At 74.1% G+C, this 16,902-nt stretch carries 18 protein-coding genes; 6 read left to right on the top strand and 12 right to left on the bottom strand.

What is annotated here, in order from left to right:
- Positions 1–119: 119 nt before the first annotated feature.
- From DEI97_RS00325 to DEI97_RS00315, 3 genes are all read left to right on the top strand, one after another.
- On the top strand, positions 120–794 hold the full coding sequence (locus DEI97_RS00325) for an HAD hydrolase-like protein (protein ID WP_111075369.1): 675 nt from the start codon (positions 120–122) through the stop codon (positions 792–794).
- Positions 791–2,062: an MFS transporter gene (locus tag DEI97_RS00320; RefSeq protein WP_111075368.1), complete on the top strand. Its 1,272-nt coding sequence runs from the start codon at positions 791–793 to the stop codon at positions 2,060–2,062. Before DEI97_RS00325 ends, DEI97_RS00320 begins: the two co-directional genes overlap by 4 nt.
- Positions 2,063–2,244: 182 nt before the next feature.
- Positions 2,245–4,338 (top strand): ArnT family glycosyltransferase, encoded by a 2,094-nt coding sequence (locus DEI97_RS00315; RefSeq protein ID WP_111075367.1) that lies wholly within the window; start codon positions 2,245–2,247, stop codon positions 4,336–4,338.
- A 33-nt stretch (positions 4,339–4,371) separates the two neighbouring features.
- On the opposite strand, the gene DEI97_RS00310 is transcribed toward DEI97_RS00315, so the two are convergent.
- The 7 genes from DEI97_RS00310 to DEI97_RS00280 all read right to left on the bottom strand — a co-directional run bounded on the left by DEI97_RS00310 (position 4,372) and on the right by DEI97_RS00280 (position 10,847).
- Positions 4,372–5,211: an NmrA family NAD(P)-binding protein gene (locus DEI97_RS00310; protein WP_111075366.1), complete on the bottom strand. Its 840-nt coding sequence runs from the start codon at positions 5,209–5,211 to the stop codon at positions 4,372–4,374.
- 49 nt (positions 5,212–5,260) lie between these two features.
- Positions 5,261–5,917, bottom strand: coding sequence for a nucleoside/nucleotide kinase family protein (locus DEI97_RS00305; protein ID WP_258376732.1), 657 nt, complete (start codon positions 5,915–5,917; stop codon positions 5,261–5,263).
- Positions 5,914–6,624, bottom strand: coding sequence for an FAD:protein FMN transferase (locus DEI97_RS00300; RefSeq protein WP_181439290.1), 711 nt, complete (start codon positions 6,622–6,624; stop codon positions 5,914–5,916). Before DEI97_RS00300 ends, DEI97_RS00305 begins: the two co-directional genes overlap by 4 nt.
- Positions 6,625–6,659: 35 nt before the next feature.
- Entirely contained in the window at positions 6,660–7,139 is a 480-nt protein-coding gene (locus tag DEI97_RS00295; RefSeq protein WP_111075363.1) for an FMN-binding protein, read from the bottom strand.
- Complete coding sequence (locus DEI97_RS00290; RefSeq protein WP_111075362.1) at positions 7,136–8,605, bottom strand: ferredoxin reductase family protein; 1,470 nt, start codon at positions 8,603–8,605, stop codon at positions 7,136–7,138. Before DEI97_RS00290 ends, DEI97_RS00295 begins: the two co-directional genes overlap by 4 nt.
- A 128-nt stretch (positions 8,606–8,733) precedes the next feature.
- A complete protein-coding gene (locus DEI97_RS00285; protein ID WP_146248166.1) occupies positions 8,734–10,170 on the bottom strand; it encodes an ATP-binding protein in 1,437 nt (478 codons plus the stop codon).
- The gene (locus DEI97_RS00280; RefSeq protein WP_253465939.1) at positions 10,167–10,847 is read right to left on the bottom strand and encodes a response regulator transcription factor; all 681 of its coding nucleotides are present in this window, start codon (positions 10,845–10,847) and stop codon (positions 10,167–10,169) included. Before DEI97_RS00280 ends, DEI97_RS00285 begins: the two co-directional genes overlap by 4 nt.
- A 225-nt stretch (positions 10,848–11,072) precedes the next feature.
- Between DEI97_RS00280 and DEI97_RS00275 the strand changes: the two genes are divergently transcribed.
- Positions 11,073–11,537 carry a DUF2231 domain-containing protein gene (locus DEI97_RS00275; protein WP_111075360.1) on the top strand — a complete coding sequence of 155 codons (465 nt, stop codon included), beginning with the start codon at positions 11,073–11,075 and terminating at the stop codon, positions 11,535–11,537.
- Between the two features lie 40 nt (positions 11,538–11,577).
- On the opposite strand, the gene DEI97_RS00270 is transcribed toward DEI97_RS00275, so the two are convergent.
- A complete protein-coding gene (locus tag DEI97_RS00270; RefSeq protein WP_111075359.1) occupies positions 11,578–12,096 on the bottom strand; it encodes a hypothetical protein in 519 nt (172 codons plus the stop codon).
- A 187-nt stretch (positions 12,097–12,283) separates the two neighbouring features.
- On the opposite strand from DEI97_RS00270, the gene DEI97_RS00265 reads away from it, so the two are divergent.
- Positions 12,284–13,612, top strand: coding sequence for a PP2C family protein-serine/threonine phosphatase (locus tag DEI97_RS00265; RefSeq protein WP_111075358.1), 1,329 nt, complete (start codon positions 12,284–12,286; stop codon positions 13,610–13,612).
- Here DEI97_RS00265 and DEI97_RS00260 read toward each other — a convergent pair.
- Entirely contained in the window at positions 13,596–14,009 is a 414-nt protein-coding gene (locus DEI97_RS00260; protein ID WP_111075357.1) for a MarR family winged helix-turn-helix transcriptional regulator, read from the bottom strand. The genes DEI97_RS00265 and DEI97_RS00260 overlap by 17 nt on opposite strands.
- Before the next feature lie 54 nt (positions 14,010–14,063).
- Here DEI97_RS00260 and DEI97_RS00255 point away from each other — a divergent pair, with 54 nt between their 5' ends.
- On the top strand, positions 14,064–14,840 hold the full coding sequence (locus DEI97_RS00255) for an alpha/beta fold hydrolase (RefSeq protein WP_111075356.1): 777 nt from the start codon (positions 14,064–14,066) through the stop codon (positions 14,838–14,840).
- Positions 14,841–14,862: 22 nt separating this feature from the next.
- Here the strand turns inward: DEI97_RS00255 and DEI97_RS00250 are convergent, their stop codons facing one another.
- From DEI97_RS00250 to DEI97_RS00240, 3 genes are all read right to left on the bottom strand, one after another.
- Complete coding sequence (locus tag DEI97_RS00250) at positions 14,863–15,303, bottom strand: NUDIX hydrolase (protein WP_111075355.1); 441 nt, start codon at positions 15,301–15,303, stop codon at positions 14,863–14,865.
- Between the two features lie 149 nt (positions 15,304–15,452).
- Positions 15,453–15,863 carry a hypothetical protein gene (locus DEI97_RS00245; protein ID WP_146248165.1) on the bottom strand — a complete coding sequence of 137 codons (411 nt, stop codon included), beginning with the start codon at positions 15,861–15,863 and terminating at the stop codon, positions 15,453–15,455.
- A gap of 154 nt (positions 15,864–16,017) precedes the next feature.
- On the bottom strand, positions 16,018–16,854 hold the full coding sequence (locus tag DEI97_RS00240; protein ID WP_111075353.1) for an alpha/beta fold hydrolase: 837 nt from the start codon (positions 16,852–16,854) through the stop codon (positions 16,018–16,020).
- Between the last annotated feature and the right edge of the window lie 48 nt (positions 16,855–16,902).

Here is a 16,902-nt window from a genome sequence, read left to right as displayed (position 1 = left end):
GGCCCGTCCCGGCCCCGCCCCGCACGCCCGGCCCGGCATCCGGCTGCGGCCCGACCCTGCGTCGCGGCCCGGCCGTCCGTCGCGGCCTGACGGTCCGCCGCGGTTAGGCTGGACAGGTCATGACAAGCAGCCCGGAGCGCCCCTTCACCGCCGTCCTGTTCGACCTCGACGGCACCATCAGCGACTCGGCGCCGGGCATCCTCGAGAGCCTGACGTACACGTTCCAGCAGGTCGGCGTCCCGGTGCCGGACCGCGAGACCCTGCTGTCGTTCGTCGGGCCGCCGATCCTCGACACCTTCCGGATCGCGATGGGCATGGACGACGAGCTCACCGAACGCACCCTGTCCGTGTACCGCGAGCACTACCTGTCGCACGGGGCCCTGGACAGCCTGATGTACCCGGGCATCGACGTCGTCCTGCACACCCTGCACGAGGCCGGCGTGCCGATCTCGACCGCGACGAGCAAGCCCGAGACGCCGGCGACGTACATCCTCGAGCACTACGGCCTGACCGGGGACATCGACGTCATCACCGGAGCGAGCGACGACGAGGTCCGCTCCGCCAAGGCCGACGTCGTCGAGGAGGCCCTGCGTCGCCTGCGTGCCCGCGGGTTCGACGTGTCCCGCCCGGTGCTCGTCGGCGACCGCCTGCACGACGTCGAGGGTGCCGCGGCACACGGCGTCCCGACGGTCTTCGCGGAGTGGGGCTACGGCTCCCCCGCCGAGGCCGCGGACACCATCGCGCAGGCGGCGACCCCGCTCGACCTGCTGCCGATCCTGCTGCCGACCGCATGACCACCGGCACGGTCCGGTCCGGCCTGCGCGGAGCCGCCTGGCTGCTGCCGGCCGCGATCGTCCTGGTCGCCCTGAACTTCCGCGGGCCGATCGTCGCCCCGGCGCCGGTGATCGGCGACGTCCGCGCCGACCTCGGCATGACCGCGACGGTCGCCGGTCTGCTCACCACCATCCCGGTGCTCTGCTTCGCCCTCGCGACGCCGTTCGCCAGCTGGGTCATCGCCCGCTTCACCGCGGAGCGTGCGGTGTCCCTGTCGCTCGTCATCGTGCTGGTCGGGACCGTCGTCCGGTCGATCCCGCACGAGGCCGCGCTGCTCATCGGCACCGCGGTGATCGGCATCGGCATCACGATCGGCAACGTGGTGATCCCGGTCGTGATCCGCCGCGACACGTCACCGGAGCGGGTCGGCCTGGTCACCGGTGTGTACACGTCGGCGCTCAACGTCGGGTCGATGATCACCTCGCTCGGCACCGCACCGATAGCGGCCGCCTGGGGATGGCCCGTCGCGATCGCGGTGTGGGGTGTCCTGGCGCTCGTCGCGGCCGCCGCCTGGACCTACACGGTGGGCGCGGGCGCTGCCTGGCGCGGCACCGACCACGACCCGGAGCCGCTGCCCGTCACCGGGCCGATCGACCAGGTGCTCGACACCGGGTCGGTGCGGACCGTCACGTCGCGCGGCGCTACGGCCGAGGTCGAGACCCTGCCGCACCCCGCCAAGCGCTGGGTGACGTGGGGGCTCATGCTCGCGTTCGGCGGCCAGGCGTTCTCGTACTACGCCCTGACCGCGTGGATCCCGACGCTGCTGCACGACGAGATCGGCTTCGACACGGCGTCCTCGGGCGCGAGCTCGTCGGTGTTCCAGATCCTCGCGGTCGTCGGGGCGCTCGGAGTCCCGGTGCTCGCCAGCCGGTTCCGGCCGCGGGTCATCATCGTCCTGGTCGCGTTCTTCTGGCTGGCGATGCCGCTCGGGCTCCTGGTCGCCCCGCAGCTCTGGCTGCTGTGGTCGGTGCTCGGTGGTGCGGCCCAGGGTGGTGGCATCACGATCATCTTCATCGTCATCGTCCGGCTGGTGTCGAACGACGACGACGCCCGCCGGATGTCCGCGTTCGTGCAGGGTGGCGGGTACCTGCTCGGTTCGGCTGGGCCCCTCGTTGCGGGCGCGCTGCACGGGGCGACCGGCGGCTGGACGGCGCCGCTGCTGACCGTGCTGGTCGCGGTGCTGCTGCTCGGGGTCGTCGGGTCGGTTGCGGCGCGGAAGGTCCGCTGACCAGGCCGTCCAGCCAGACCAGGACGCACGGACCGACCGGGCCGTCCAAGCCGTCGGGGCTGGGAAGTCCGGTCCGCCGCTCGGCGTCCGCTGGGTGTCGTCTCAGTGTCCGCCGGCGATCAGCAGCGATCTGACGGCACCACCGCGGCTGGTCCATCGACTGGACCGACAGCCTCCCGGACGTGGACGACACGACGAGACCCGCCCGGTGGCGCGACCAACGCCCGAGCGCACGCTGGACCCTCGTCGGCATCCTGGTCGGCGCCCTCGTGCTGTTCTGCTGGAACCTCGGCCGCGGCGGTGACTTCACCTTCTACCAGTCGGCCGCGCGGTCGATGTCCGAGTCCTGGGCAGCGCTGGCCTCCGGTGCCTTCGACCCCGGTGCGACCGTCACGCTCGACAAGCTCAGCGGCTTCGCGGTCCCGCAGGCACTCAGCCTGCGGCTGCTCGGGAACTCGACCGCGGCACTCGCGTTCCCCCAGGTGGTCGAGGGGCTCGTCACCATCTGGGCCTGCTCGCTCGTCGGACTGCGCTGGGCGGGTCCGGGCACCGGCCTGGTCGCCGCGGCCGCAGCGGCGACGACGCCCGTCTTCGTGTCGATGTTCGCGCACCCGATGGAGGACGCGATGGTCACGGCGGCCCTGGCGGTGGCGCTCTGCTGCTGGCAGCGCTCGGTGTTGACCGGGAGGTGGTGGCCCCTCGTCGCCGCGGGCCTGGCGGTCGGCGTCGGCTTCCAGGCGAAGATGCTGCAGGCGTGGTTCGTCCTCCCCGCCCTGCTGCTCGGCACCTGGCTCGGCTCCGCCTCCGGTCGACGGGTCGTGCGGACGTCGGTCCTGGCGGCCGTCGCGGTCGTGTCGTCGCTGTCATGGACGGTCGCGTTGGCGCTCGCGCCCGCGGGCCAGCGGCCGTGGATCGACGGCACGACGGACGACGACCCGTTCGCCATGGTGTTCGGGTACAACGGGCTGGGTCGGTTCCTGCCCGGGCTGGTCCCGGGTGCGGTGCCCGCCGAGGGTGGCGGCTCCCCGTGGATCCACCCCATCCCCGGCGCGGGCCACGGGACCGGTCTGACGAAGCTCGTCGACCCGCAGTACGCGACGCAGATCGGGTGGCTGCTGCCCGCCGCGGTCCTCGGCGCGGTGCTCGCGCTCGCCTCCCTCCGGCCCCGCACCGGCGCGGACGGGACGCGTCACACCGGCGCGCACGGGACCCGTCACACCGGCGGGGACGGTCGGGCCGCCCGGGCGACGGCGGTCACCGTGCTCGTCTGGACCGTCACGGCCGCCGCGGTCCTGTCGGTCATGCACCTCCCGCACACCGCGTACGTCGCGGCGCTCGGCGTGCAGCTGTGCCTGCTGGCCGCCTCGGGGTGGCGCGGGGCGGTCGGACTGCTGCGTGCCTCCCGGCCGGTGCCCCGGTACACGCTCGCCGCACTGCTGCTGGTCGAGACGGTCTGGTGGCGGTGGCTGGACCGGACGGGCGGGACGCCCGAGGTCCTGGCACTGCCCGCGGTCCTCGCGGGCCTGGCGGCCGCCGCCGTCGCACTGGTGCTCGCGGTGGTCCCCCCGGACCGGTGGTCTGCACGCCGCGCCACGACGAAGGGCCGGCCCGTCCGTCGGCGCGCGCGGCGCCTGGTCGCCCTCGCGACCGCCGCCGCACTGCTCGCCGGACCGGCCGCGTTCTCACTGCAGGCCCTGGACGCCCAGCGCGACGGGACCGGGGAGGACGCGTCCGTCGGGACCGTCGACAGCCTGGCGGCACGCGGCACCCACGAGGACCGCGAGGTCTTCCACGTGTCGGCACCGGCGGTCACCGGAGGGACGACACCGGTGCCGTCGGACACCCGCCTGCTCGTCCGGACCGCGCTGGCGCTCGGCGGCGGGCGGGACGGTCGGCCGCTGTTCCTGTCCGACTCGTGGCGCGTCTCCGCCGAGGTGATCGCCACCACCGGTCGGGCCGTGCTCACCGACGGCGGCTACTCCGGACGCGTCCCCGTCTTCACGGTCGGGCAGGTCGGCGCCGAGGTCCGCTCCGGCGCCCGGCTGCTCGTGGAGCGCACCGGAGCCTCGGCGGACGACCCGGTCCGCCAGTACGTGGCGCACGACCCCTGCCGGCTGGTCCGGCAGGACGGGCCCGGTGTGCGGCCCGGGTCGTCCGACCCGTCGCACCTCCGGTTCGGCGGACACGCGGGTCCGGCCGACCGGGAGGCCCGCCACCCGTCCGGTGCTGGAGCCCACCACCGGCAGACGGGCTGGACCCTGTGGCAGTGCGGCTGACGGGAGCAGTGCGGCTGACGGGACCGGCGCGGATCAGTCCCCCCGGGCCTCCAGGACCTGACGGAGCGTCATCGGCGGACGGCCGGTGACCCGCTCGACGTCACCGGACACCTTGCGGAGCGACCCGTCCGCGATCGCCGTGTAGGTGCTGACCCAGGCGTCGGCCTGCCACGGCTCGGGCTGCCAGCGCTGCCGGGAGGCGTAGGCCTCCTCCAGGGACTCGCGGTGGTACGACACCGGGCGCCCACGGACCTCGCTGACGACCGACGCCGCCTGCTCGAGGGTGATCGCGGCCGGACCCGTCAGGTCGTACGTGCGGTCGAGGTGCCGCGACGGCTCGCGGAGGACGGCCGTCGCCACGCGTGCGACATCGGCACGGGCGACCGCGGCCATCGCCCCCTCGCCCGCCGGACCGCGGATCACGCCGTCCTCGCCGACCAGGTCCTCGACGAAGTCCAGGTAGAACGAGTCCCGCAGGAACGTGTGCGCCATCGAGGTGTCACGGATCGCCTGCTCGGTCCAGAAGTGGTCACGACCGAGCGTGAAGGTGGCGTCGGCGGCCGCGCCCTGGAACGACGTGTAGACGACGTGCCGGACCCCGGCGTCGGCCGCGGCCCGGATGACGGTGCGGTGCTGGTCGAGCCGGTCACGGGCCTCCGCCCCGGACACCAGGAACAGCACGTCGACGTCCGCGAAGGCGGCGCGGGCTGCGTCGGCGTCGGCGTAGGTGGCGACCGCGACCTCGGTGCCGGGCAGCTCCGGGGCACGGGCGGCGTCGCGGACGACCATGCGGAACGGCGTGCCGTCCGCGGCGAGCGCGCGGGCGACGGCGCCGCCGATGTTGCCGGTGGCCCCGGTGATGGCGATGGTCACGTCGTGCTCCTGTCGGTCGGGTCGTGCGGGATGGTGCGGTGGCGGGGTCTCAGGTCCGGACCAGGACGGAGGCCCGGTGCAGGTCCGCCGTGACGCGTGCGGCGTTGACGCCGTCCACCTGCACGGCCCAGGCCCGGGCTGATTCGTGGTCGCGGCCGTGGCGCATGTGCCGGCCGACGAGGCGGTCGATGCGCACGTCGTCGTCGACCACGCAGGCCCAGGTCTCGGTGAACTGTCCCGGCAGCTCGCGCCACGGGGCGGACTGGTCGAGCAGGTAGTTGCCCTCGGAGACGACGAGCACGGTCTCCGGCGGGACGGCGATGCTGCCGGCGACGGGTTCGTCGACGCGGCGGTCGAAGTCCGGCGCCCAGATCGTCTCGGCACCCTCCGCGTCCGGACCTCCGACCAGCCGTCGGACCAGCGCCACGTACCCGGCCGCGTCGAAGGTGTCGATCGCGCCCTTGCGGTCGTGCCGGCCCAGGGCGTCGAGTGCGGCGTTCGCCAGGTGGAAGCCGTCCATCGGGACCTGGACGGCGACGCCCGGGCCGAGCTGCTCGGTGACCGCGGTGACGACCCGGCGGGCGAGGGTCGACTTGCCCGCGCCGGGAGCACCCGCGATGCCGAGCACGCTCCGGCCACCCGCCCCGGCGAGCGCCACCGCGCGTGCGACGGCCTGGTCGGCGGACAGGGGCTCCGGCGTGCTCACGCCCCCATCCTGCTGCATGACCGGGCGGCGAGTCCGGGTGTCGCCCAGGCGCGGCCGTCGACGCCGAACGCCAGGACGTCGACCGTGCCGTCCGCAGTGGTGCGGGCGAGGTCGGCCTCGTCCCCGGCCAGGACCGCGGTGGCGAGGACGTCGGCCGTGACGATGTCGTCGGCCACGACCGTGACCTGCGCGAAGGTCGGGACCGAGCGGCGCCAGACGTGTTCCCCCCGTTCGGCGGTGCCGGAGGTCGCGACCGCACGTCGGGGCGCGTCGAGCTGCACGACGTCGGCCAGGGCGTCGCGCCGGTCCGGGTCGACGACGCCGACCCGCCAGGGTGCACCGTCGTGGGTGCCGCGGACCAGGACGTCACCGCCGGCGCTGAGCATCCAGTCCGGGGAGGCGTCGTCGAGCAGCACGCCGGCGTCGCGGACGGCGAGGGCCTTGACGACGCCGGACAGGTCGATGGTCCCGTCCGGGCGGTGCGGGGTGAAGGCACCCGCGGTCCGGTCCCGCCAGGTCAGGGCCAGCGCGTAGACGTCACGGACCTCCTCGGGGGTGTCGGCGAGGCGGAGGGTCCCGGCGGCGACCCGGCTGAGCACCGAAGCGGGGTCGTACCGGCTGTACCGGTGGTCGTACCCGGCGAAGACCGCCCGGACCCGCGCGGCCGTCTCGGCGTCCGCGCCGCGCAGGCTCACGACGGTGCCCATCGTCGGGAAGGTCCGGACCGGGACGGCGGGGACCGTCACAGTCCGGCCTGGTCGATCGCGGACTGCAGGGACGTCGTGTAGCCCTCGCTGGTGAAGGTCGCACCGCTGACGGCCTGGATCTGGGCGGACTGCGCCTGCAGGGCCTCCTGGCGGAGGACCGGGGCAGCTTGGGCGCTGATCGCCACCGATCGGCCGTCCGCGTCGGTGAGCTGTGGTGCGGTGACGTCGGTGATCGTGCCGTCACTGACGACGATGCGCACCTGGACGGGTCCGTAGCGGGTCTGGGCGACGGCACCGAGGAAGGTGCCGGACGTCGTGGACCCGGACGCTGCCGACCCGGAGGTCCCGCTCGTGCCGGACCCACTCGTGTCCGACCCGCTCGTGCCCGACCCGCTCGTGTCCGAGGTCGACGTCGGCGGGCTCGCCGTCGTCGCCGTCTGCCCGCCGACCTGCCACCCGATCACGAGCACGGCGACCGAGGACAGCACGCCGCCGAGGACCGCCCGGGCCCTCATGCGCCGAACCGCTCGTGGTGGATCCGGTGCGCGGGCACCCCGGCCCGTCGGGCGTCCTGCACCACCAGGTCGGCCCAGGACTGCGGGCCGCAGACGTACAGGTCCGACTCGAGCAGGTGCGGGAACACCGAGCCGAGGGTGACCCCGCGGCGCAGGTCCTCCTCCGTCATCCAGCTGGGCCGGGACCGGGCGCGCGGCCCGACCATCGCGCAGACCGCGCTGCCGGAGGCGTCGGCGAGCGCCGCGGTCTCCCGCCACAGGTACTGCTGCCGGTCGTCGGTGCCACGCAACAGCACCGTGGCCTCGCCGGGCCGCAGGTCGGTGTCCTGGAGCAGGGCACGGACCGGCGTGATGCCGATGCCGGACGCGACGAGCGCCAGGTACGGCGCGGTCCGGGCGTGCGTCGTGAAGAGTCCGTACGGCCCCTCGAGCGAGACCGCGGCACCCGGTCGGATCCGACCGAGTCGCGCCGAGCCCGCACCGAGGTCGCGGACGGTGATGCGCGCGCGGTCGACGGTGGGGACCGCCGAGAACGACACCGGGTGGGCGTGCCACCACGTCGCACCGGTCCAGAACCGCCACACGCCGTACTGCCCGCCGCGGGCGCCGAGCCGGTCCAGGTCCCGTCCGGCGAGGTGGATCGAGACCACCCCGGGGGCGATGGGTTCGACGCCGACGACGCGGATCCGGTGCCGCAGGCTCACGACGACCGGGACGACGAAGCGGTAGACCGCGATGAGCCCGAGGGACAGGACGTACAGCGCGATCCAGTACGCCCGCTGCCAGGAGCCGTGGGCCAGGACGCTGCCGGCACTGAGCATGTGGGGCAGGGCGACCAGGACGGCGGCGTAGCTGAGCAGGTGGATGCCGTGCCACACCTCGTACGGCAGGCGTCGACGGACGGCGACGAGCGAGCTGACGACCACGAGCACGAACAGCCCGAGGCCCAGGTACGCCAGCGGCATGTCCGGGCTCGAGAACAGCGCGATCGTCTCGGCGACCGGACCGGACCCGTCCGCCGCCGCGTACCCGAGGGTGAGCAGCGCCCCGTGTCCGAGCAGCAGGAAGAGGACCGGCTTGCCGAGGGAGCGGTGCACCGCGATCGCTCGGTCCTGGCCGACGACGCGATCGAGCAGCGGGACGCGGGCAGCCAGGACGAGCATCACGAGGACCAGGTCGGTCGCGACGAGGCCGGTGACGATCCCGGCGTCGGTCAGGACGCCGCTGACGCCGGTGACGGTGTGGGAGCCCGGTGACACGAGCCACAGGGCGACGGCCACCGCGGCGGAGGCCCAGGTCGCCACCACGAGCAGGTCCGCCATCGCCAGGCGGCGGCGTCCGGAGCGGCGGCGGCGACGTGCGGCGACGTCCCACGGCTCGACGACGGCCGGCGGATGCGGTGTCGATGGGTGCGATGACCGTGGGACCGGGGCGGTCCTCGGTGCGGGGCGAGCGGTGTCGATCATCGGCTCGTTCCTCTCCAGCGTGTGATCAGGTGCCGTTCAGCATCGGCACCGCCCCTCTCGATCTGCCCGGAACGAGCACTGGGGATCGCTCGAGATCTCGAGTGATCGGGGGTGGACGCACCACGTGGTCAGGCCGGCGGGACCACGACGGCGGCGGACGCGCCTCCTGTCCGGCGGTTCGTCAGCGTGGCCGTCCCGCCGGCCTGCCCGGCCAGCCCGCGCACCAGCGCGAGGCCGAGGCCGGCGCCACCCGCCCCGCCGGTTCCGGCTCGACGCGCGGTGTCCGCACGGGCGAAGCGCTCGAAGGCGACCGGCAGGAACGTCTCGGGGACACCGGGACCGTCGTCCTCGACCACCAGGCGCAGCGCCCGGTCCGGCGTCTGCGCCAGCTCGATCGTGACGGCGGTCGCCGCGGTGCCGTGCGCGAGGGCGTTCGTCACCAGGTTGTCGACGATGCGGCCGAACGCGGCGGAGTCGATGCCGTACCCGACGGTCGGGTCGAGGAGGTCGACCGTGAAGTCGACGTCGACCGGCGCGCCACCCACGCCGTCCCGCGCACCGCCACCGGCACCCCCACCGGCACCGGCACCGGCGGTCATCCGCGCCCGGTCGACGCCCTGCATGACCTCGGTCACGAGCGCCTCGGCCGTCGTGGTCACGGCGGGTGCACGGCCGGTGTCGGTCGCTTCGTCGAGCCGACTGAGCTCCAGGAGGGTCTGCGCGAGTGACGTCAACCGCGCCACGTCCGCCTCGGCCGCCGTCAACGCACCCTCGAGCGCCACGGCGTCGCCGGCGGACCGGTGGGCGAGCTCGAGGCGCGCGGTCAGGGCGGCGAGCGGGGTGCGGAGTTCGTGGCTGGCGTCCGACACGATGCGCCGCTCGCGCTCGGTGTTCTCGCGTTGCCGGTCGATGAAGGTGTTCAGCGTCCGGGCGAGGTCCGCCAGCTCGTCGTCCGACGGCCCGACCGGCAGGTGCCCCGCGGTCCGCCCGACGCTGAGGTCCTCCGCTGCCCGACGCATCCGTGACACCGGGCGGAGCGCGATCGTCGACAGCAGCCACGCGGCGAGGCCGAACGCGGTCAGCGCCAGGAGCGTGCCGCCGACGAGCGACCGGTCGATGCGCTCGAGCGTCTCGTGCCCGGCGCGGCCGTCCCGCGCCGCCCAGACCACGGAGGTCCGATCGGCGCTCCGGACCGGGACGCCGACGACGGTGACCGGGCCGCGCGGGGTGCGGAAGCGCAGGGTGACCTCGTCGCCCGGCACCGTCGTCGGCAGGGCACGGCTGACCGCGCGGGGCAGGGCGTCCACGACCCAGTCGCCGTCCGCCGAGCGGATCCCGACGAGGACCCCCGCGGCCGGCCGGTCCGGCGCTTCCCCGGGGTTCCCGCGCAGGTCGGAGACGAAGGGTGCGGCGTCGGCGGCGGCGAGCGACCGGTCCGTCTCCAGCGTGGCGTGTGCGATCTGCAGGTGCAGCGCGACCGCGGCGCCGGCGAGGACGACCGCGCCGACCAGCAGGCTGCCCAGCGTGATCCGTGCCCGGACCGACAGCCGGCGCAGCAGTCTCACCTGGCGGTCCCGAGCTCGAGCGCGTACCCGACACCGCGGACGGTCCTGATGCGCACCCCGGCACCGGCCGCGAGCAGCTTCTTGCGGACGTAGCTGACGTACTGGTCGACGATCGTGGGGTCGAAGTGGTCGGCGCTCCCCCAGACCTCGTCGAGCACCTCACGGCGGCTGCGGGCCTCGGGCGAGCCCTGGATGAGGTACCGGAGGAGCGAGAACTCCTTGACGCTCAACGGCAGGTCCCGGCCACGGACGCTGGCCCGGACGGTGACGACGTCGAGCCGGACGTCGGCGGCCTCGAGGACCGTGGCCCCGGCGGCACGGCGACGCAGGTGGGCACGGATGCGGGCGTTCAGCTCGGCGATCGCGAAGGGCTTCGTGAGGTAGTCGTCCGCACCGGCGTCGAGTCCGAAGACCCGGTCGTCGACGGCGTCCCGGGCGGTGACGAGGATCACCGGCAGGTCCTGTCCCATCTCGCGGAGCCGCCGGCAGATCTCGAACCCCGACATCTCGGGCAGCATCACGTCGATGGCCGCGGCGTCGAACGGTTCGGCGCGTGCGGCGGTCAGCGCGGCGATGCCGTCGGTCACCACCGTGACGACGTGCCCTTCGTCGCCGAGGCCCTGTGCCACGAGGGCACCCATCTCCGGGTCGTCCTCGACCACCAGGATGTTCGCCACGTGGATCCCTTCCGCCCGGTCGCCCGCGCACCGTCGGCCGCGCACGGTCGCCCGCAGCACCATCATGCGGCAGCGGCAGCCCGGACCGCACCCACCCGAGCGCGGACCGGTGTTCGTGTGTGGTCTCGAACGAACCGACCCGCCAGCGCGCAGTCCACCAGCGGCGGGCTCCGGTTGCCTGGAACGGCGCGGCCACCCTGGTCGCCCCGGCACGGAAGGTCCGACATGGACTGGCAACTCGGCGGACTCCCGCTCCACCCCCTCCTGGTCCACCTGACCTCGGTCGCGGTCCCCGTGGCCGCGCTGGTCGCGATCACCGTCGCGGTCTGGCCGGCCGCACGACGGTGGCTGGCGGTCGGCGCACCGCTGATCGGTCTGGTGGCGTTGGTCTCCGTGCCGCTCGCGACGTCGTCGGGCGAGTGGTTGGAGTCACGCGAGAAGGAGACCGCACTGCTCGAGCGGCACACCGAACTCGCCGACGGCCTGCTGCCGTGGTCGATCGCGGTCTTCGCGCTGCTCGTGCTGTGGTGGGGGTGGCACCGCTTCGGCACCGAGCGCATCACGAACCGCGGTGCGGTCCGAGCGGTCGCGGTCGTCGGCCCGGTCCTGCTCGTCGTCGTCGGCGTGGTCTCGCTGATCGAGGTCGTGGTGATCGGGCACGCGGGCGCCGTCTCGGTGTGGAAGGGCTGACGCCGCGCTGACACCGCTCAGCCGCCGCGGCTGACGCCGGTCAGCCGCCGTACTGCGCCGACACGACGATGTTGGAGCCGGACTCGGTGCAGGCGGTCCTGATCGTCCGGACCCGGAGGTCCCAGTCCGCCGTCGTGTCGTCGATCGTCGGCCCCGGGTGCTCCTCGAGGTACCGCTGGGCCCAGTCCACGGCCGGCGACACCTTCACGTCCGAGGTGACGAGGTGCTCGAACCCGAACCGGACCGACGCCGCCAGCGCGTCGAACTGCGCCTGGGTGAGCGCTCCGCGGGACAGACCGTCGCGCGCGTTGTGCGCGACGGTCTCGAGCGCGCTGACCTGGCCGCACGTCGCAGCAGCGCTGTCGTCCTGGTCCATGTCCATGGGCTCCGGGGTCGCCTGCTCCGGGTCCACGGCCGCCGCCGCGGCGGAGGGTGTGCGCGACGTGCTCGGCGCCGCGCCGGCTCCGTCGTCGGCGGAGCACCCGGCGAGGGCGGTCGTCGCGAGCAGTGCGACGGTGACGGCGACGACGGACGTCCGGACGGTTCGGTGGTTCCCCATGCGGACGATCCTGGCGGACCGGCCGGGGCCGTCGACCGCTCGATGCGGGATCGAGACCGGTACGAGACCGACTCGTGACCCGTCGGCGACGAGCCGGGAGGCCCGTGGCACGTCGCCCGGACCAGCCGTCTGCCCCACGAACGGGCGCGTTCCCACGGGCCCCTGCTGCCGGTAGCGTCAGCTCCTGATGACGAAGACGCCAACCGGTCGGACCGTCGTCCCGGACACCGCGGTCGACCGAGCGGACGCCGCCTCCGAGCGGACCGGGGCGAGAGCGAACCCGGTGGTCAACCAGGCGGTCATCGTCGTGGTGTCCGTGATCGCCGCGGTGTGCAGCGTGCTGCTGCCCTGGCTGACGGTGACCAACGCGACGAGCATGTGGACCGGGACGGCCCTGGCGGTCGTCGGGCTGGCGTTCGCCGGACTGCTCGCGGCCCGACCGACGCTGATGCGCTTCGAGCTCCTGGTGCCGGCGCTCGACTTCGTCGCGATCGGCCTGCTGCGGTACGGCACGGGTGACGCGCGGTCCCCGTTCCTCGCCGCGGTCCTGCTGCCGGTGATCTGGATCGCCGCCCGACCCGGCCGGCAGAACGTCCTCTTCCCCCTGGTCGGGACCGCGGCGACCTTCCTGGTGCCGGTGCTCCTCGGGCACGCCGACCTGGGCGCGAGCGAGGTCGTGCGGCTCGTCGTCGTGCTCGTGGTCTTCACCGCCGTCGCCGGGGTCACCAACGAGCTCGCCCGGCAGGGCTCCGTCCGCCTGCAGACGGTGCAGGAGCTCCGACGGCAGGCCGAGGCGGAGATCTCCCAGGCGGCGCTGGTCCAGCGGTCCCTGCTGCCCGTGTCGACGGCGGACCTGCCCGCGGCGTTCACCGTCCGGGCCGTGTGCCTGCCGACGCGCTCGGTCGGCGGCGACTTCTACGACTGGTTCCCGACCACCGCGGGCGCGGCCTTCACCCTCGGGGACGTGATGGGCAAGGGCGTCGGCGCCGGGATGATCGCCGCGGTGGTGCGGTCGGTCCTCCGCTCGTCGGTGCGCGAGGGGGCACCGGACGAAGCGGTGAGCCGCACGGCGACCGGCCTGGACGTCGGTCTGGACGCGCCGGCGACCGAGCAGTTCACCACGTGCTTCCACATGCACCTCGACGTCCGCGGGGTCGCCCGGTGGGTCGACGCCGGGCACGGCCTGGCGCTGGTGCTCCGAGCGGGCGGGGGCCACGAGTGGCTGCGGGGCACGGACACCCCGATCGGCGTCGGGACGAGCTGGACCACGCACGAGACGGTGCTCGACGCTGGCGACGTGGTCCTCGTGGTCAGTGACGGTGTCCTCGACCTCTTCGGCGACGGGCTCGACGCGCTGGACCGGTTCGAGGCGTTCACCCTGACCGAGCCGGACCCGGAACGCCTGGTGTCCCGCCTGGAGGAGCTCGGCCGTGCGGGCCACCACGCCGACGACGTCACGGTGCTCGCGGTCCGCTACGACCCGCAGCCGACCGAGGTCGTCACTCCCCCGCGGTGAGGGTGGTCAGCGCGGCCATCAGTGCCGCGCGGCCCGGTTCGTCGAGCGGGGCGAACAGCTCGTCGAGCACCCGGGCGGCCACCCGGTGTCCGTCATCGAGTGCTTCGCGCCCGGTCGGGGTGAGGGTGTGCACGAGCCGACGCCCGCGTCCCGCCGACCGTTCGATGAGCCCGCGCTCGACGAGTCGGGACGCCAGCGTGCCGAACGCCTGGTCGCTCTGGAAGGTGGCGACGGCCAGGTCGTGACCGGACGCCCCCGGCATCCGGTCGACGGCACGGAGGGCGTCCCACTGCACCAGGCTCACCCCGACGTCCTGCAGGGCGAGGTCCATCGTGCGGTGGTTCCGGTACTGCGCGCGCTTGACCGCCTGGCCCAGCCGTTCGAGGTCCGTCGTCATGGTGCTACGGTATCAACACATTTAGATCAACATGTTGATTCAGGAGTCCCGACCATGCCGAACACCCTCCCCGACGACCTGCCCGTCCTCCGCGCCGGCGACCCCGCCGCACCGACCGCCCTCGTGCTGCACGGTGGTGGTGGACCCCGGACGGTCGCCCCGATCGTCGGGCACCTCGCCGCCACCCGACACGTCCACGCCCCGACGCACCCGGGCTGGGACGGCACCGCGCGACCGGAGTCGATCGCGTCGATCGCCGACCTGGCGTCGGCCTACCTGACCCGGCTCCTCGACCACGGCGAGCGCGACGTGCTGGTGGTCGGGTCCTCTATCGGCGGGTGGACCGCCCTCGAGATGGCCGTCCGGGCCGCAGCGGACGACCGGTACACCGGGGTCCTCGGCAGCGTTGTCGTCATCGACACCGTCGGGGTCGTCGTCGACGGGGAACCGATCGCGGACTTCTTCGCGCTCGACGCCCGCGGCCTCGCCGAGGTCGCCTGGCACGACCCCGAGCGCGGCCACCAGGACCCGGCACTCGTGACCGAGGAGCAGCGCGCGGTCCTGCGGGCGAACGGGCAGACGATGGCCGTGCTCGCCGGCCGGGCGATGAGCGACCCGACCCTGCTCGGGCGCCTGTCGGCGGTGTCCGTGCCGACCCTCGTCGTCTGGGGCGCCAGCGACCGCGTCGTCACCCCCGCCTACGGCCGAGCGGTCGCCACGGCCGTCCCCGGTGCCGTGTTCGCCGAGGTCCCCGCCGCCGGACACCTGCCGCACCTCGAGGCGCCCGAGGCGACCTGGGCCGTGCTCGACCCGTTCGTCGCCGGGCACTGACCGACCGGACGGGAGGCGCGGCTCACTCCGTCGTGACGCCCGCCCACCGCAGGGCCTGCGCCACGAGCAACCCGTGGCGGTGCGCCCCGAGTTCGGCGATCGGGACCCAGGCCGCCTGGTCCGTCGTCCCCTCGGCCTCGTGGCGCAGCGAGCCCCCGACGACCCGGGCCCGGTGCACCACCTGCACGGCCTTCATCGGTCGGCCGTTCCGGGTCTTCCGACGCTCGGGCGGGACCACGTGGGAGCGCACCCCGAGCAGCTCCTCGACGACCACGTCGTACCCGGTCTCCTCGAGCACCTCGCGGACGGCGCCCTCCTCGACGGTCTCGTCGAGCTCCACCCCGCCGCCCGGCAACGTCCAGAGCCCGGCGTCCGGCCAGCTCAACCGGGCGAGCAGCACCCGGTCCCCGTCGGTGACGACGGCGTAGGACGCCAGCCGGGTGTCGTAGTCGGTGTACTCCATGTCCCGACCATCCCAGGGACCGGACCGATGCCGGAGCGCCGCGCCGGGCCTCCCGTCCTGGCGACCCGCCCGGCCGGTCCTCCGGGACGCGAGCCACGGGCCGGGCGGCGAGCGAGCGGCTGGTCAGCGAACTGGAGTGATGCCGACGGTCAGACCACGAACAGGGCGGTGAACAGCGACAGCAGCAGCAGACACGAGGCCAGGACGGTCGCGACGACGGTCGTCACCCGTGACCGGTCCGGTCCACGGGTGCGTCGCCAGGCGACGACCGTCCACACCACGGCGACCAGTGCCAGCGGGAGCACGACGAAGACGTCACCGATCCGGGTGACCTCGCGGAACAGGCCGCCGTGTCCGGCTTCGCCCTGGCTGGCGGCGTAGACCAGCCCGGCACCCAGCAGCGCCGACACTCCCAGCACCGCGCCGATGAACGAGGCCGCGAACCCCACGGAGGCGACGACGATCCCGGCGACCGCCCAGGCAGAGCCGCGACGACGCGGTGGTGCGGCCGGCGGTGCACCCCAGACCGGTGCTCCGCTCGCGTTCCCCCACTCCGGCATGACGCCACCCTGCCACGTCGGCACGCGTGGGCCTGCGTCGGTGGCGGGGTGCCGGACGGGAGGCGCGGTGCCGGTGACCTGGTCGGCCCACCGGCACCGCGCCTCCCGTCCGGTCCGCTGCGGACGCAGCGTCGGCGACGTCGGTGCAGCGACGTCAGCTGCGGATGAACGCGAGGATGTCCGGGTTGATGACGTCCGCGTGCGTGGTCAGCATCCCGTGCGGGTACCCCTCGTAGATCGTGAGGGTCGCGTCACTGAGGAGCTCGGCCTGCTTCAGGGCGGCGGCCCGGTACGGGACGACCTGGTCGTCGTCGCCCTGCAGGACCAGCACCGGCACGGTGATCGCCCGCAGGTCCTCGGTCTGGTCGGTCTCCGAGAACGCCTTGATGCCTTCCAGGTGGGCGACCGCACTGCCCGTCATGCCCTGGCGCCACCAGTTGGCGACCACCGGTTCGGACGTCGTCACGCCGGGCCGGTTGAAGCCGTAGAACGGGCCCGAGGCGACGGCCTGGAAGAACTCGGCGCGGTTCGCCGTCAGCGCGGCACGGAACCCGTCGAAGACCGAGAGGTCGGTGCCCTCCGGGTTGGACTCCGTCTTGAGCATCAGCGGCGGCACGGCGGACACCAGGACGGCCTTCGCGACCCGACCCTGCGGCTGGCCGTACCGGGCGACGTACCGGGCGACCTGGCCGCCACCGGTGGAGTGACCGATGTGGACCGCGTCGTGCAGGTCGAGGTGCTCGACGACGGCGGACACGTCGCTGGCGTAGTGGTCCATGTCGTGGCCGGTGCCGATCTGCGACGACCGCCCGTGGCCACGCCGGTCGCTCGCGACGACGCGGTACCCCTCGGCCAGGAAGTACAGCATCTGCGCGTCCCAGTCGTCCGAGGACAGCGGCCAGCCGTGGTGGAACACGATCGGCTGCGCGTCGGGGTTCCCCCAGTCCTTGAAGTAGATCTCTGCCCCGTCGTCGGTGGTGATGTAGCCCATGTGTGGTGCCCTCCTGTGGTGGTCGTGCGGTGTGGTGGTCGTGCGGTG

Source organism: Curtobacterium sp. MCLR17_032, assembly GCF_003234795.2.
Classification (GTDB): Bacteria; Actinomycetota; Actinomycetes; order Actinomycetales; family Microbacteriaceae; genus Curtobacterium.
This window is presented reverse-complemented; position numbering and strand designations above follow the sequence as displayed.

Coding starts and splice junctions, on each gene's coding strand:
- DEI97_RS00325 (WP_111075369.1), top strand. CDS start 120: ATGACAAGCAGCCCGGAGCGCCCCTTCACCGCCGTCCTGTTCGACCTC.
- DEI97_RS00320 (WP_111075368.1), top strand. CDS start 791: ATGACCACCGGCACGGTCCGGTCCGGCCTGCGCGGAGCCGCCTGGCTG.
- DEI97_RS00300 (WP_181439290.1), bottom strand. CDS start 6,624: ATGGGCACCGTCGTGAGCCTGCGCGGCGCGGACGCCGAGACGGCCGCG.
- DEI97_RS00295 (WP_111075363.1), bottom strand. CDS start 7,139: ATGAGGGCCCGGGCGGTCCTCGGCGGCGTGCTGTCCTCGGTCGCCGTG.
- DEI97_RS00290 (WP_111075362.1), bottom strand. CDS start 8,605: ATGATCGACACCGCTCGCCCCGCACCGAGGACCGCCCCGGTCCCACGG.
- DEI97_RS00275 (WP_111075360.1), top strand. CDS start 11,073: ATGGACTGGCAACTCGGCGGACTCCCGCTCCACCCCCTCCTGGTCCAC.
- DEI97_RS00270 (WP_111075359.1), bottom strand. CDS start 12,096: ATGGGGAACCACCGAACCGTCCGGACGTCCGTCGTCGCCGTCACCGTC.
- DEI97_RS00265 (WP_111075358.1), top strand. CDS start 12,284: ATGACGAAGACGCCAACCGGTCGGACCGTCGTCCCGGACACCGCGGTC.
- DEI97_RS00260 (WP_111075357.1), bottom strand. CDS start 14,009: ATGACGACGGACCTCGAACGGCTGGGCCAGGCGGTCAAGCGCGCGCAG.
- DEI97_RS00255 (WP_111075356.1), top strand. CDS start 14,064: ATGCCGAACACCCTCCCCGACGACCTGCCCGTCCTCCGCGCCGGCGAC.
- DEI97_RS00250 (WP_111075355.1), bottom strand. CDS start 15,303: ATGGAGTACACCGACTACGACACCCGGCTGGCGTCCTACGCCGTCGTC.
- DEI97_RS00245 (WP_146248165.1), bottom strand. CDS start 15,863: ATGCCGGAGTGGGGGAACGCGAGCGGAGCACCGGTCTGGGGTGCACCG.
- DEI97_RS00240 (WP_111075353.1), bottom strand. CDS start 16,854: ATGGGCTACATCACCACCGACGACGGGGCAGAGATCTACTTCAAGGAC.